Origin of the sequence: Pseudoduganella lutea (genome assembly GCF_004209755.1) — a bacterium.
Classification (GTDB): domain Bacteria; phylum Pseudomonadota; class Gammaproteobacteria; order Burkholderiales; family Burkholderiaceae_D; genus Rugamonas; species Rugamonas lutea.
This window is the reverse complement of sequence record NZ_CP035913.1, coordinates 5,239,848-5,253,978: the sequence shown is the minus strand read 5'-3', so window position 1 is coordinate 5,253,978 and position 14,131 is coordinate 5,239,848. Positions and strand designations below refer to the sequence as shown.

Below are 14,131 nucleotides of genomic sequence, written 5' to 3'. Positions count from 1 at the left end.
CCTTGATTAGTGTCCGCCCAGGTAGGCCTTGGCCAGCGCGCTGTCGCCGGCGATGTCGGCCGCCGTGCCTTGCGCGACGACCTTGCCGCCTTCGAGTACATAGGCGCGGTCGGCGAGTGCCAGCGCGAGCGATGCCATCTGGTCGACCAGCAGGATCGTCAATGCTTCGCCGCGCAGCCGGTCCAGCACGGCGAACAGGTCCTCGATCACTTTCGGCGCCAGGCCGAGCGACGGTTCGTCCAGCAGCAGCACGCGCGGCTGCGCCATCAGGCCACGGGCGATCGCCAGCATCTGCTGCTCGCCGCCGGACAGCAGCCCGGCGCGCTGGTGGGCGCGCTCGCGCAGCCGCGGGAAACGGTCCAGCATGGCCTCGAGCCGCGCCTCGGTACCGGCCGGGCAGCGGAAGGCGCCGAGGCGGATGTTGTCCAGCACCGACAGCTCGGGGAAGACCTGGCGGCCTTCCGGCACCAGGATCAGCCCCTGCCGCACCACCTGCTCCGCGTTCAGGTCTTCCAGCGCCACGCCGTCGAGGTGCATGCCGCCCTGCACGGGCCGGTGCAGGCCGGCCAGCGCGCGCATCAGCGTCGACTTGCCCGCGCCGTTGGCGCCGAGCAGCGCCACCAGTTCGCCCTGGCGCACCTGGATATCGACCCGCTGCAGCACCGGCGCGGCGCCATAGCCGGCGCTCAGTGCGCCGATGCCCAGCAGTTCGGCGCCCGCATGACGGGCGCCGCCCGCGGTGGCCAGGGCGGGCACGCCTTCGCCCTCGCCCAGGTAGGCGCGGCGCACGGCGGGATCGTCGCGGATCTCGGCGGGCGTTCCCTCGGCCAGCGGCTTGCCCGCGTCGATGACCACGATCCGGTCGGAGATGCCCATCACCAGCGGCATGTCGTGTTCGACGACCAGCACGCCGATGCCGGCCCGCGCCACGCGCGTCAGCAACTCGGCCAGGCGGCCCTTGTCTTCGCGCGACAGGCCGGCGGCCGGTTCATCGAGCAGCAGAATGTCGGGATCGGTGGCCAGCGCGCGGGCGATTTCCACTAGCCGGCGGTCGACGTGCGCCAGTCCCGCCGCCGGCGTGGCCAGGTCGCCACGATAGCCGCAGAAGGCCAGCAGCCGGGCGGCCCGTTCGCGTGCGGCCGGCGCGGCGTAACGCGCGCTGCCCAGGAAGCCGCCGAGCCGCCCGCCCGTCATGGCCAGCGTAACGTTGTCGAGCACCGTCAGGGAACCGAACAACAGCGACGTCTGGTAGGTGCGCGCCACGCCGGCCCGGGCAAAACGGAACGCGGGCTGGCCACCGCACGCGGCGCTGCCCACGGCGATCTCCCCTTCCGTGGGGCGGTAGAAGCCGGTCAGCATATTGATGACGGTGGACTTGCCCGCGCCGTTCGGCCCGATCAGGCTGGTCAACACGCCCGGCTGCACGGTCAGGCTGATGCCGGATGCGGCGCGCAGGCCGCCGAACACCATCGCCAGCCCGCTGGCGCGCAGCGGCTGCCGCTCCCGCACGGCGATCGCTTCGCCGGCCGGCATGTCGGGCATGTCGGGCACGGTAGGCACGGGCTGGGCGCTGGCGGCGGGATGCGCATCGGCGAGCCGCATGCGGCGGGACAATCCTTGCAGCAGTCCCACCGCGCCGCCCGGCGCCACCAGCAGCACCACGAGCAGCAGCGCGCCGAAGAACAGCAGCCGGAATTCTTCCAGGCTGGCCAGCCATTCCGGCAGCAGCCCGACGATGACGGCGCCGATCAGCGGCCCCGCGATGGAACCCGCGCCGCCGATCATCACCACCAGCACGAACAGGATCGACAGCGGGAAGTTGAAACTGTGCGGCGTCACGAAACCCGACAGTGGCGCGAACAGTCCGCCCGCCAGGCCGGCCAGCGCGGCCGAGAACACGAAGGCCGCCGCCTTGACCCGCAGCGGATCGATGCCGAGCGATTCGGCCGCCGTTTCGCTGTCGCGCACGGCACGAATGGCCGCGCCCCACGTGCCGCGCGCCAGCAGCGCGCAGACCCACGTCGCCGCCACGGCCGCCAGCAGCGCCAGGATGGCCACCGCGCGCTCGCCTTCGAGGCCGCCGAACGCCGGCGCGGCGATGCCCATGATGCCGTTCTGCCCGCCCGTCAGTTCGCGCATCTCGACGATGCCGTGTTCGACGATGAAGGCGAACGCGATGGTCACCATCGCCAGGTAGGGGCCGCGCACCCGCAGGGCCGGCACAGCCAGCAGGCCACCGGCTAGTGCCGCGACCGCGACGCCGGCCGGCCAGGCCAGCCAGAAGTTCCAGCCCGCGCCCGTGGTCAGCATGGCCACCGTGTAGGCGCCCAGCGCATAGAAGCCGACGTGGCCGAACGACATCATGCCGCCCAGGCCGATCAGCACGTTCAGGCCGCAGCCGACGATCGCCAGCAGGGCCACGCTGGCCAGCACGAAGGCATGGTAGGCGTTCAGGGTCAGCGCCAGCACGATGCCGACGACCAGCATGGCCAGCACGCCGGCCACCTGCCCCGGCGTGCCGGGCAGCCAGGCGCGCTGCCGGAACGACGCTCCCGCGGCGGGCGCCGCATCGGACGGTTTGTCCGCGAACCTGCGTTCGCCCAGTTTCAGGTCGCCGAATTTGACGTCTCGCTTCATACCTTCCTCACTTGTGCGCGGCCGAACAGGCCATCGGGCCGGACAGCCAGCACCGCGATCACCAGCCCGAACATCAGCAGCTGCGTGTAGCCCGAACCGAGCGTGGCGGCGATCAGCGCCTCGGCGATGCCGAACAGCAGGCCGGCGATCATCACGCCCCAGGCGCTGGTAATACCGCCCAGGATGGCGACCGCGAATGCCTTCAGGCCGAACAGCGTGCCCATGTCGGCATGGACGTTGAACAGTGGGGCCACCAGCACCCCGGCGACGCCGGCGAGCAGCGTGGACAGTGCGAACGCCGCGGCAACCACGCGCCGGATCGGGATGCCCATCAGCCGCGCCGCGTCGCGGTTCTGCGTGACGGCCAGCATCGCGGTGCCCCAGCGCGTGCGACGCGCCACGGCATGCAGCAGCGCCGCCAGCGCCAGGCCGACCAGGGGGATCAGTACCTGCAGCGGATACACACCCAGTCCCCCGCTGCCGAACTGCAGCGGCGTGACCGCCAGCGGCGACGGCAGGTTGCGCGGCTCCTTGCCGAACAGGTACATCACCAGGTTGTCGAGCAGGATGCCCAGCGCCACGGTCGCCATCAGCCACGCGTCGGAGCCGCGGCTGACGAAGGGCCGCACGGCGATGCATTCCACCAGCAGCCCGTACAGCGCGCACAGCGCCAGCGCCAGCGCCAGCACGATGGACGGCACCAGCGGCCAGCCCAGCGTCTGGGCGAAGGTGAAGGTCAGCACCGCGCCCAGCATCATCGAACTTCCCTGGGCGAAGTTGACGGTGCCGGACACCGCGTAAGTCAGGTAGAAGCCCAGCGCCATCAAGCCATAGATGCTGCCGAGTCCGATACCGCTGATCAGTGCGGAGAGGAGCATGGGATCTTCCTTGAAAGAATTGTCGGGATTGTCCGAAGCGGCGGGTTCACTGATTCACGCCCACCGGCAGGATGCGCTCGCCGACGAAGCGGGCCCACACGTAGTCGTCCTTGCCCAGCGCGTCATGCATGCCGGGCGCGAAGGGTTTGCGGTAAGTCTTGATCAGCCCGGCGTATTCGTCGATCTGGTAGAGCGACTTGCGCACCGTGTCGCCATCCGTCGTGCCGGCCTTCGCGATGGCCCTGGCCACCAGCTGCATGGCGTCGTAGGCATTGGCGACACCGACCGCCGGCGTGATGCTCTCCGGTCCCTTGACGTCCGGGTATTTGGCCATCATCGCCTTGATCACCTTCGCGCCGACCGGCGACTGCTGGCCGAAGAAGCTGTACGTCTGCACGAAGTGCACGTTCGCCGCATTGGGCCCGGCCAGTTCGGTGAAGCGGCCGCCCAGCGGGCCCCAGTGCGACACGATCGGCACTTTCCAGCCCATGCGGTCGAGCGAGCGCACCACGAGCGCCGAGGGCCCCACGTTGCCCACCATGAACAGCGTGTCGGCGCCGGCCGCCTTCAGCCGCGACAGCTGCGGCACGACGTCGACATCGTTGCCCTCGAATTTTTCCACGCCGACCGGGGCCAGCCCTTTCTGGCGCAGCGCCTCGCGCAAGCCTTTCTCGTTCGATTCGCCCCAGGGATTGTTCACGAGGATCATGCCGAACTTCCTGCCCTTGAAGGTCTTCATCCCATAGTCGAGCATGGCCTGGTCGACGATTTCGTCGACGGCCGACACGCGGAACACGAAGTTCGGCTGGCCGGCGTTCTTCGTGATCGCCGTGCCGGCAGCCCACGCGCCCATGAACGGCACCTTCGCCTGGTTCGCCAGCGGCACCACCGCCAGCGAGACCGGCGTGTCCAGGCCGCCGAACAGCACCGCCACCTTCTCGCGGAAGATCAGTTCGCGCGCCGCCACCACACCTTTCGCGGGGTTCGATTCATCGTCGCGCCGCACCAGCACCAGCTTGCGCCCGCCCAGCAGCCCGCCACTGGCGTTGATCTCGTCGATCGCGATGGCGAGGCCGCGCGTGATGGCTTCGCCGGAACGCGCGGACTGGCCCGACAAGGCCGTCATCAGTCCGATCTTGATCGGCTCGGCCGCCTGGGCGGGCGCAGCAAGGTGGAAGGCCGCGATGGCGGAAGCGGTGGCGATGAAGACCCTGCGTGACATGTTCATGCTGGAAAACTCCTGTAGGAAAAGTGCGGTCGTCCCAGGTCAATGCAATCGCCATGCCAGGTGATGACAATTCGGTCAAGTAATCTGCCAGCACTATGAAAACCAAAGTGTCGACACTCTGGCACTTATCTTGCGTGCAGTAACACCACATGCCGTTTTCGACCCAACCAGCACCCTGCTGGTGCACAAAGGAGAATGTTCGATGCAGGACGCACCAATTTCAGTCATGGCCGACAACGACAGTGCGCGGCGCGCCGCCGTCACGGTCGACACTTACCTGCGCACGCTGATGATTCCGGACCCGGAAGGCGCGCGGCGCTTCATCGCGCCGGACCTGCGCATCCGCTTTACGGGCGGGCGTGCGATGACCGACCCGGCACAGTGCGCCGCCTTCAACGCGGTGCGCTATGCCTGGGTGAAGAAGCGCTTTGAACGCATCGAGGTCGTGTGCGGCGCCACCGACGACGAAGCCATCGTCTATAACCTGGGGACATTGCATGGCGCCTGGCCGGACGGCACGCCGTTCGAAGGCAACCGCTATGTGGACCGCTACGTGGTGCGCCGCGGCCTGATCACCGAGATGCAGGTGTGGAACGACAGCGCCGAGTGGCTGCTCGACCGCGCGGCAGCGGTGCAGCCATGACGCATGCCACCCCAACCGGCCACGACGGCGCGCCCGATGCCTCCCCGTCCGCGCGGCCGGCGGACCATGGCCGCTTCGCCTACCAGCCCATCACGCGCCGCCCTGGCTACCGCTGGCCAGCCGGCAAGGGCCTGGCGGTCTACATCGGCTTCAACCTGGAACACTTTGCCTTCGGAGAAGGGCTCGGCGCGCGCCTCGGTCCCGCCTCGCCCGAGCCGGACGTGCTGAACTTCAGCTGGCGCGAATACGGCAACCGGGTGGGCGCCTGGCGCTGCCTGGAACTGTTCGACCAGCTCGGCCTGCCGACCGGCGCGCTGGTCAACACAGCCCTCTACGAGCACTGCCCGGAACTGGTGGCCGCCTTCGCGGCGCGCGGCGACGAACTGATCGGCCATGGCCACACGAATGCGGCACGCCAGTCGGACCTCGGCGAGCACGCCGAGGCGCTGCTGCTGGCAGGCTGCCGCGAACGCATCGCCACCGGCAGCGGCACCGCGCCGGCGGGCTGGCTGTCGCCGTGGATCTCGGAAAGCCGGCTGACGCCCGACCTGCTGGCCGAAGCCGGCTACCGCTACACGCTGAACTGGTGCCACGACGACCAGCCGCTGCCGATGCGCACCCGCTCCGGCCGCCGCCTGTGGTCGATTCCCTATCCGCAGGAACTGAACGACATCCCGATGCTGGTGGGCCGGGCGATGGACGCCGCGCCGTTCACCGACATGATCATCGACAATTTCGACGAGATGCGCGAACAGGCCATGCGGCAGCCGCTGGTGATGGGCATCGCGCTGCACCCCTACCTGGTGGGCCAGCCCTACCGGCTGCGCCACCTGCGCCGCGCGCTGCGGCACATCGCCGCCGCGCGCGACCGCGGCGAGATCTGGTTCACCACCCCGGGGGCGATCTGCCAGCACCTCGATGCACTGGCCGAAGCAGGCCAGTTCCCTGGCGACGCTGCATGACACTTAACTTGACGACACAATGATGAATATGAACATGAGCACTGCACCCCACACCGGCGACTTCCCCATCCACGACACCGTCAACGCCTGGGTGGCGCACGGCCGGTTCACCGTGCCGCCCACCGCCAGCGGCCCGCTGGACGGCCTGCGCTTCGCGGTGAAGGACATTTTCGATGTCGCCGGCTATCCGACCGGCGCCGGCAATCCGCACTGGCTGGGCAGCAACCCGCTGCCGGTGCGCAGCAGCCCGCTGGTCGACACGCTGCTGGCGGCCGGCGCCACGCTGGTGGGCAAGGTGCTGACCGACGAAATCGCCTACAGCATCAACGGCGACAATATCCATTACGGCACGCCGCTCAATGTGCGCGCCCCGGGTCGGGTGCCGGGGGCTCGTCCAGCGGGTCGGCCGCGGCGGTGGCCGCGGGCCTGTGCGATTTCGCCCTCGCCAGCGACACCGGCGGCTCGACGCGCGTGCCGGCCAGCTACTGTGGCCTGTGGGGGCTGCGCACCACGCACGGCGTGCTGCCCTGCACCGGCATGGTGCCGCTGCACCCGTCCTTCGATACCGCCACCTGGCTGGCCCACGACGCCGGGACGTTCGCGCGCGTGGCCGCCGTGCTGCTGCCGCCCGCGCCGCACCGTTTCCGCCGCGTGCTGCACCCCGAAGCCGTCGGCGCCCTGGCCGACCCGGTTTTCGCGGCGCCGCTGGCGCGGGTGCTGGCGGCGGCCACGCGCGTGCTGGGCGCCACCGCCGAACCGCTGGCCCTGACACGGGGCGACGAGACACTGGATGACTGGCGGCAGGCCTATGCCACCGCCGGCGGCCATGAAGCCTGGCAGGCCCACGGCGCGTGGATCACGGCCCACCAGCCCGTGTTCTCGCCCGCCATCGGAGGCCGCTGGACCGGCGCGTCCGGCATCAGCGCGGAGGCGGCAAGCGCCGCGTGGGCCCGCGTGCACGACATCCGCGCGCACGTGCGCGGCCTGCTTGGCGACGATGCCATCGCGGTCATTCCGTCCGCGGCCGGCGTGGCGCCGCTGCTCGACGCCAGCGGCGCCGCGGTGGACGCGCTGCGCATGCGCACGCTGCAGATCACCTGCATCGCCGGCATCGCCGGCCTGTGCCAGGTAAGCATCCCCTTGACCAGCGCGGAGGGCCTGCCGCTCGGCATCTCGCTCGTGGGGCCCGCCGGCAGCGATGCCGAGTTGGTAAAATTGGCCTTGCACGTCGCCGCGGCGCTGTAACAGGCCGACGCCGCGGAAGCTGAACCAATCGCACCGCCCCGAACCGCCGCCCCGCCTGTGCGCCGGGCGGCCCATCCGACCTACACGATGAAGCAGATGCCCCCCACCTCCCACGCCGACGAACACCAGCTGCATGACGACCTCGCTGCCGCCGCGGCGGAAGCGAACGACGCGCCCTCCGGTGGCCGCCGCGGCAGCGGCGACATCGAGGCGCGGATCTACCAGTCGATCTACGAAGGCGTGATGAACCAGCGCCTGTCGCCCGGCACCAGGCTGCCGGAGGCGGTGCTGGGCAAGCTGTTCAAGGTCAGCCGGTCGACCGTGCGCAAGGTGCTGCAGCAGCTGGCGCACGACCACATCGTCGAACTGCGGCTGAACCAGCAAGCCGTGGTGGCCACCCCGACACCGGAAGAAACCCGCGCCATCTTCGAGACGCGCCAGGCGCTGGAAGCAGCCATCGTGCGCCTGGCGGCCCAGCGCGTCACCGCCGCCGACATCGCCGCGCTGCGCACCCAGCTGGCCGAGGAACACGCGGCCATGCACCGCTACGACCAGCCGGCCTGGGCGCGGCTGGCCAGCAGCTTCCACCTCAAGCTCGCCGCGCTGGCCCGCAATCCGGTGCTGTCCGGCTACCTGGCCGAGCTGGTGCCGCGCTGCTCGCTGATCGTCGCGCTGTACGAACCACCCGGCAACGCCAGTTGCGAACACGACGAGCATGGCCAGATCGTCGATTGCCTGGAGCGCGGCGACGCCGACGGCGCGGTCGCGCTCATGCAGGCCCACCTGGCCACGCTGGAACGCAATGTCTGCCTCGATCGTTCGGACGAGGAACACGGCCTGGCGCGCCTGCTGGGGCTGAGCTGACGCGCGCGCCACCGCGCATCGTTCCGCGGGTGCGCGTGCGGCCGCCTGCAAGAGATCCGTGTACGAGGTAACATTGTTTTCCCCACAACGAGGTTCTCCCCCATGACTACCCAAAGTTACCCAGACACCCGCCTGCTCATCGCCAACGAATGGGTCGACGCCACCGGCGGCAAGACCATCCCCGTGATCAATCCCGCTACCGGGCAGCCAATCGGCACCGTGGCCCACGCTACCGTGGCGGACCTCGACCGTGCGCTGGCGGCCGCCCAGCAGGGCTTCGAGACGTGGCGCGCCATCCCGGCGGCCGAGCGCGCCGCCACCATGCGCCGCGCCGCGACGCTGCTGCGCGAGCGTGCCGGCGACATCGCCCGCCTGCTGACCCAGGAACAGGGCAAGCCCCTGGCCGAAGCCAAGGGCGAAGCGCTGGCCGGCGCCGAGATCATCGACTGGTTCGCCGCCGAGGGCATGCGCGTATATGGACGGATCGTCCCTTCGCGTAACCCGGCCGCGCAGCAGCTGGTGCTGAAGGAGCCGGTCGGTCCCGTTGCCGCCTTCACGCCTTGGAACTTCCCGATCAACCAGATCGTGCGCAAGCTGTCGGCCGCCCTGGCGACCGGCTGCTCGTTCCTTTGCAAGGCGCCGGAGGAAACCCCGGCATCGCCGGCCGCGCTGCTGCAGTGCTTCGTCGATGCGGGCGTGCCGCCCGGCGTGGTGGGCCTGGTGTTCGGCGATCCCGCCGAGATTTCCGGCTACCTGATCCCGCATCCGATCATCCGCAAGGTGACCTTCACCGGTTCCACGCCGGTCGGCAAGCAGCTGGCCGCGCTGGCCGGCAAGCACATGAAACGCGCGACGATGGAACTGGGCGGCCATGCCCCGGTCATCATCGCCGGGGATGCCGACGTGGCGCTGGCGGTCAAGGCCGCGGGCGCGGCGAAGTTCCGCAATGCCGGCCAGGTGTGCATTTCGCCGACCCGCTTCCTCGTGCATAACGCGGTCAAGGCGGAATTCACGCGCGCCCTGGTCGCGCATGCCGAGGGCCTGAAACTGGGCGACGGGCTGCAGGAAGGCACCACGCTCGGCCCGCTGGCCAACGCGCGCCGCGTCAGCGCCATGTCGCAGGTGGTCGAGGATGCGAGGGCCAAGGGCGCCGTCGTTGCCACCGGCGGCCTGCGCGTCGGCGACACGGGCAACTTCTTTGCGCCGACGATCCTGGCCGACGTGCCGCTGGATGCAAGCATCTTCAATGACGAGCCATTCGGCCCGGTCGCCGGCATCCGCGGCTTCGACAGCCTGGAAGACGCGATCGCCGAAGCCAACCGGCTGCCGTACGGCCTGGCAGGCTACGCGTTCACCCGTTCCATCAAGAATGCCCAGCTGCTGATGAACCGGATGGAAGTCGGCATGCTGTGGATTAACCAGCCGGCCACGCCGAGCGCCGAACTGCCGTTCGGCGGCATCAAGGACTCCGGCTACGGGTCCGAAGGCGGTCCGGAAGCGCTGGAGTCGTACCTGAACACCAAGGCGGTGTCGATGGTCGGCGTTTGAAGCACCTGAAGCGCTTGAAGCGCTTCAAGACCCTCACATCCTGAAGTTCAGCGCGACGTACGCCGAGCGGCCGGGTCCGGACGAGAACATCGGCTGGGCCTGGCCGGCCGGCCAGAAGAAATTGTCGTACCACACATAGGCGTAGCGCCGGTCGGCCAGGTTCTTCACCTGCACGTCGATGCTGGCCCGTTCGGACAGCCGGTAGCGCAGGCTGGCGTCGAACAGCACGAAGCCGCCGAACTTGCCCTGCTCGTTCGGGCTGTCGATGAAGTAGTCGCCCTGGGCACGGCCCTGCAGGCCGAGGCGCAGCTTGTCCGACGCGCGGTACTCGGCGCCGGCCGTGGCGATGTAGCGCGGCGTGGAAAACACTTCCTTGCCCGCCAGCGAGGCGCCGGCCGCCGTGAACGCTTTCATCACTTCGGCTTTCTGCAGCGAGTGCGACGCCCACAGGTCGAGCCTGTCGGTCACCTGGCCGGAGAGTTGCAGGTCCACGCCTTCCCTGCGCGTTTCGCCCAGGCCGACCGTGGTACCGGTGGCCGGCATGTTGGCCACCTCGCCGGTGGCGTCCTGCCGCCACACGGCCAGGCGCATCTCGGCGCGCGGTGCCGGCTTGAACTTGATGCCCACTTCCTTGCCGGTATTGATCGATGCGTCGAACGTGGCCTGGCCGGGCGCCAGGTAGGCCGGCGCGCCCGATCCGGTCAGGACCTGGAAGGTGCGCCCCCAGTTGGCGTACAGGCTCACATCGGCGACCGGGTTGAACACCATGCTCAGCTTGGGCTGCCTGATCCAGCCATAGTCCTGCAACCGCGCCATTCCGCCCGCCATCAGCGTGCTGTGGCCGGAGAACTTGTCGGCCCGCCAGCCGGGCACGATCTTCAGCGTCTCGCTTGGCCGGATGATGGCCTGCACGTAGGCGCCCACGTTGTCGAGGGTGTACGCATCGTCGTTCTGCACCAGGACGGGCGTGCCGAAATCGGTCGGCATGGCATGACTGAAGCGCGAGCGGCGGTAGCCATTGTCCTGCTGCTCGGCGTTGACGCCGCCATCGAGCGTGACGACGTCGCTCGCGCGCCACGTCAGGTTGCCCAGGTAGCCCACCTGCCGCTCGTCCCAGATGCGGCGCTGCCGCGGTGCGGAACCGGCCGGGTTGCTGGTGAAGGTGACGCGGCGGTCGTCGTCGTAGCTGTTGTAGTAAAACCGGTTGCTGAAAAACGCATCTGGCGAAATCTGCCAGTCGATGTGCACGCTGGCATGGCGCATTTCGCGCTCGCTCCGGTCGTTGGCGTTCTTCGCCGGCGACTGGCGGCGGTCGGCGGCCAGTTCCGCCGCCGTCAGGAAGCCCGGCTCGCCCGCATCGTGTTTGTAGGCACGCACCACCAGCCCGGCCTTGACGGCCTTGCTGGCCGACGTGACGAACCATTTGCCGCCGATCGAGTATTTTTCCGATCCGGTGCCGCGATACTCGTCCGACTTCTGTGCGGCGATGAAATAGTTCTGGGCAAGGCCACCGCTTTCGCGGCCGATGGCGAATTGCGCCTCGCGTGTGTCGTAGCTGCCGACCGTGAGGCGGCCATCCGTGTAGTTGCCGCCCTGGCGGGTGCCGAAGTTGATGTTGCCGCCGATATTGTGCAGGCCGTAACGGGGATCGTTGGTGCCGCGCACCACTTCGATGTAGTCGATCTCCAGCGGGAAGATCATGTCGATGAAGCGCTGGTTGCCGCTGTTGACATTGCTCGGTATGCCGTCGATCAGCACCTTGATGCCGTTGATGTAGCCCTCGCCGTTGAAGGCGCGGAACGTGGCCTTGCCCGATTCCGCGCCCATGCGCGTTTCGGTCAATTGCACGCCTGGCAGCTGGCCGACCAGCTCCCAGCTGTTCATCACGTTCTTGTCCTCGACCTTGTCGGCCCCCAGCACGTCGACCGAGGTGAGGATGCGGTTGCTCAGCAGCGGCCCTGCCGCACGCTGGGCACTGATGCGCACTTCGCCCATGACGATGGCGGGATCTTCGGCATGCGCGCCCTGGCAGGACAGTGCCGAAGCGGTTCCAAGAAGCAGGCACAGGCGTTTTTTCTTCACGGTCGACTACCTTATCAAAATTGAGCATTCACCAGCCCGGATAGGCGCCGGCCCGGCGCACGAAGGCCGGTCAGTCAATAATGATATAGCATTCTCATTAGTAACGGCAACTTCCGCACCGTCGCCAATGTTCCGCCTCCCAGCCGCCTGCACGGCCCGGAGGTCAGCTCAGCGTCCCTGCCGCAGGAATCGCATGCCGCGCGTGCGCGTGGTGTCGATCACCAGCTCCGTGACTATCCCATCGCCATCGCGCCGCACGTGGGCGATGCCGCGCAGCGGGATGTCGGCGCCGTCCATCCGCCAGCCCAGCAGGTCGGGGCCGAACGGTTCGAAGCGCAGCACCGTCGCGCCGTAGCGGCCCTGCACCCGCATCGTCAGATCCTCGCCTTCCTGCGCGATCGTGGCGCGCCCATCCAGGTCGGGCACCGTGTACTGGCCGGCCAGTGCCGCCGCGAAGGGCGGCAGGCCGCCCTCCGGCGCCACGAGCAGGTCGTAGGGTTCGGGCACGCCGGCTTCGCCGAACGGCAGCGTTGCCGGCGGTGCGCCCTCCCCTTCCAGCGCGCGGGCATCGAGCACGAACGGGCCGGCCGCGATATCCTCGAACGGCAGGCGCAGTTCGCCGCCGCTGCCGTACAGCGGCATCGGCGGCAGGTTCAGCAGCGACAGGCCCAGCGCACCCTCGACGTCCGCGAAACCGATCACGAGGCCCGAGGCCCGGCCGACGTAGCGCGCGCCGAGCAGACGACAGTATGGGCTGCTGCCGGCCTTGGCCGGTACCGGTTCACGTAGCGCGTCGCCGAGCATCCTGTCGACCACCTGCTTGGCCAGTTCATGGGGATTGACCGGCGCGCCATTGCTCATGATGACGATGTCGAGCGCGTGGGCCGGCACCGTCAGCATCTGGCAGGCGCCGCCGATCACGGCGCCGGCATGATGGATCACTTCCACGCCGCGGTACCGGTGACGCATCAGGCCATAGCCGTAGGGCACGGCGACGCCGTTCGCCAGCCGCGTCGGCGCCGTCATGCTTTCCCAGGCCGCCGCGCTGCCGACACGCTTCGGGCCGCGCAGGTGCGCGAGCCAGCGCAGCATGTCGTCCAGCGTCGAAATCATCGCCCCCTCGCCCAGCAGCTCCATGCTGGGAAAGACACCGCGCTTGTAGCCGCCACCCGGCAGCGGCACGTGCAGTGTGGCCAGGCCCCGGTGGATCGCGAAATCGTCCGGCACGGACTGCGTGTCGTGCATGCCGAGCGGCGCGAGGATGCGCTCCGCGAGGAAACGTTCGAACGGCATGCCGGCCGCGCGCGCGATCGCCAGCGACAGCAGGTGGTAGCCGCCGTTGTTGTACATGAATTTTTCACCCGGCGCGAAATTCACGTCGCGCATGCGCACCTGGCTGGCCAGCATGCTGCCGGCGGGCCGGATCGCCATGCCCTCGGCCAGGAACCCGGCGTCGAGGCCGCAGCGCAGGCCGCTGGTGTGGTTCATGAACTGGCGCAGCGTGGGCATCGCTCCTTGCGTGACGAGTTCGGGCACGTGGCGGCTGGCCGGCGCGTCAAGGTCGAGCAGGCCGTCCTCTTCCAGCAGCAACGCCGCCAGGCAGGCGAAGTGCTTGCTGGTCGAGCCGATCCGCATCCGCGTCCACGGCGTGTTGGCCACGCCCAGTCCGACGCTGGCCAGGCCGAAGCCGCGCCGGTAGACAAGCCGGCCCTCGCGGGCCACGGCGACCACCAGGCCGGGGGCGTCGGCACGGTTGAACGGTACGAACAGCGGGTCGAGCGCGGCTGCCGCCTCGTTCGGATTGTCCATGTCGGCGGGAACGGTGTTCATCGATTCTCCTGGCTGCGGTTGAGATGGCGGTGACTGGCGGCGGGGCACGCCGCTTTCCAACCCACTTTATCTGAATTAGAAAATTTTTACAAATACGAAAAAATAGAGTGTAGGCCCAGCGTCCTTGCACCACGGTGTCATTCTTGAAGTCTCCGGCAAGCACATTTTTCGATATTAGAAATAAAAATTGACATGTCAGAAAACCGGGAATACG

The 14,131-nt window shown here is 68.9% G+C and carries 9 protein-coding genes and 1 pseudogene; 5 read left to right on the top strand and 5 right to left on the bottom strand.

All coding sequences use genetic code 11. The features are described 5' to 3' along the window. Positions 1–6: 6 nt before the first annotated feature. The 3 genes from EWM63_RS22490 to EWM63_RS22480 are packed head-to-tail and all read right to left on the bottom strand — an operon-like array spanning position 7 to position 4,743. Positions 7–2,637 carry a branched-chain amino acid ABC transporter ATP-binding protein/permease gene (locus EWM63_RS22490; protein ID WP_207221132.1) on the bottom strand — a complete coding sequence of 877 codons (2,631 nt, stop codon included), beginning with the start codon at positions 2,635–2,637 and terminating at the stop codon, positions 7–9. Further along, positions 2,634–3,515: a branched-chain amino acid ABC transporter permease gene (locus tag EWM63_RS22485; protein WP_130188524.1), complete on the bottom strand. Its 882-nt coding sequence runs from the start codon at positions 3,513–3,515 to the stop codon at positions 2,634–2,636. The genes EWM63_RS22490 and EWM63_RS22485 overlap by 4 nt, the downstream gene beginning before the upstream one ends. A 46-nt stretch (positions 3,516–3,561) precedes the next feature. Then, entirely contained in the window at positions 3,562–4,743 is a 1,182-nt protein-coding gene (locus EWM63_RS22480) for an ABC transporter substrate-binding protein (RefSeq protein ID WP_130188523.1), read from the bottom strand. A gap of 202 nt (positions 4,744–4,945) precedes the next feature. On the opposite strand from EWM63_RS22480, the gene EWM63_RS22475 reads away from it, so the two are divergent. From EWM63_RS22475 to EWM63_RS22455, 5 genes and pseudogenes are all read left to right on the top strand, one after another. Continuing rightward, entirely contained in the window at positions 4,946–5,386 is a 441-nt protein-coding gene (locus EWM63_RS22475; protein ID WP_130188522.1) for a nuclear transport factor 2-like protein, read from the top strand. Continuing rightward, a complete protein-coding gene (locus EWM63_RS22470; RefSeq protein ID WP_207221131.1) occupies positions 5,383–6,348 on the top strand; it encodes a polysaccharide deacetylase family protein in 966 nt (321 codons plus the stop codon). Before EWM63_RS22475 ends, EWM63_RS22470 begins: the two co-directional genes overlap by 4 nt. A 19-nt stretch (positions 6,349–6,367) precedes the next feature. Next, positions 6,368–7,593, top strand: a pseudogene (locus EWM63_RS22465) (amidase). A gap of 87 nt (positions 7,594–7,680) precedes the next feature. After that, positions 7,681–8,457, top strand: coding sequence for a GntR family transcriptional regulator (locus EWM63_RS22460; protein WP_371861115.1), 777 nt, complete (start codon positions 7,681–7,683; stop codon positions 8,455–8,457). Between the two features lie 102 nt (positions 8,458–8,559). Then, complete coding sequence (locus EWM63_RS22455; RefSeq protein WP_130188520.1) at positions 8,560–10,005, top strand: NAD-dependent succinate-semialdehyde dehydrogenase; 1,446 nt, start codon at positions 8,560–8,562, stop codon at positions 10,003–10,005. Positions 10,006–10,038: 33 nt separating this feature from the next. Here EWM63_RS22455 and EWM63_RS22450 read toward each other — a convergent pair whose 3' ends face one another. Continuing rightward, positions 10,039–12,087 carry a TonB-dependent receptor gene (locus EWM63_RS22450; protein ID WP_229487435.1) on the bottom strand — a complete coding sequence of 683 codons (2,049 nt, stop codon included), beginning with the start codon at positions 12,085–12,087 and terminating at the stop codon, positions 10,039–10,041. A gap of 168 nt (positions 12,088–12,255) precedes the next feature. Beyond that, complete coding sequence (locus EWM63_RS22445) at positions 12,256–13,917, bottom strand: serine hydrolase domain-containing protein (RefSeq protein WP_130188519.1); 1,662 nt, start codon at positions 13,915–13,917, stop codon at positions 12,256–12,258. Positions 13,918–14,131 lie beyond the last annotated feature (214 nt).

Excerpts from the sequence above, each read along its gene's own strand:
- EWM63_RS22445 (WP_130188519.1), bottom strand. The coding sequence starts at position 13,917 with ATGAACACCGTTCCCGCCGACATGGACAATCCGAACGAGGCGGCAGCC.
- EWM63_RS22485 (WP_130188524.1), bottom strand. The coding sequence starts at position 3,515 with ATGCTCCTCTCCGCACTGATCAGCGGTATCGGACTCGGCAGCATCTAT.
- EWM63_RS22490 (WP_207221132.1), bottom strand. The coding sequence starts at position 2,637 with ATGAAGCGAGACGTCAAATTCGGCGACCTGAAACTGGGCGAACGCAGG.
- EWM63_RS22480 (WP_130188523.1), bottom strand. The coding sequence starts at position 4,743 with ATGAACATGTCACGCAGGGTCTTCATCGCCACCGCTTCCGCCATCGCG.
- EWM63_RS22475 (WP_130188522.1), top strand. The coding sequence starts at position 4,946 with ATGCAGGACGCACCAATTTCAGTCATGGCCGACAACGACAGTGCGCGG.
- EWM63_RS22470 (WP_207221131.1), top strand. The coding sequence starts at position 5,383 with ATGACGCATGCCACCCCAACCGGCCACGACGGCGCGCCCGATGCCTCC.
- EWM63_RS22460 (WP_371861115.1), top strand. The coding sequence starts at position 7,681 with ATGAAGCAGATGCCCCCCACCTCCCACGCCGACGAACACCAGCTGCAT.
- EWM63_RS22455 (WP_130188520.1), top strand. The coding sequence starts at position 8,560 with ATGACTACCCAAAGTTACCCAGACACCCGCCTGCTCATCGCCAACGAA.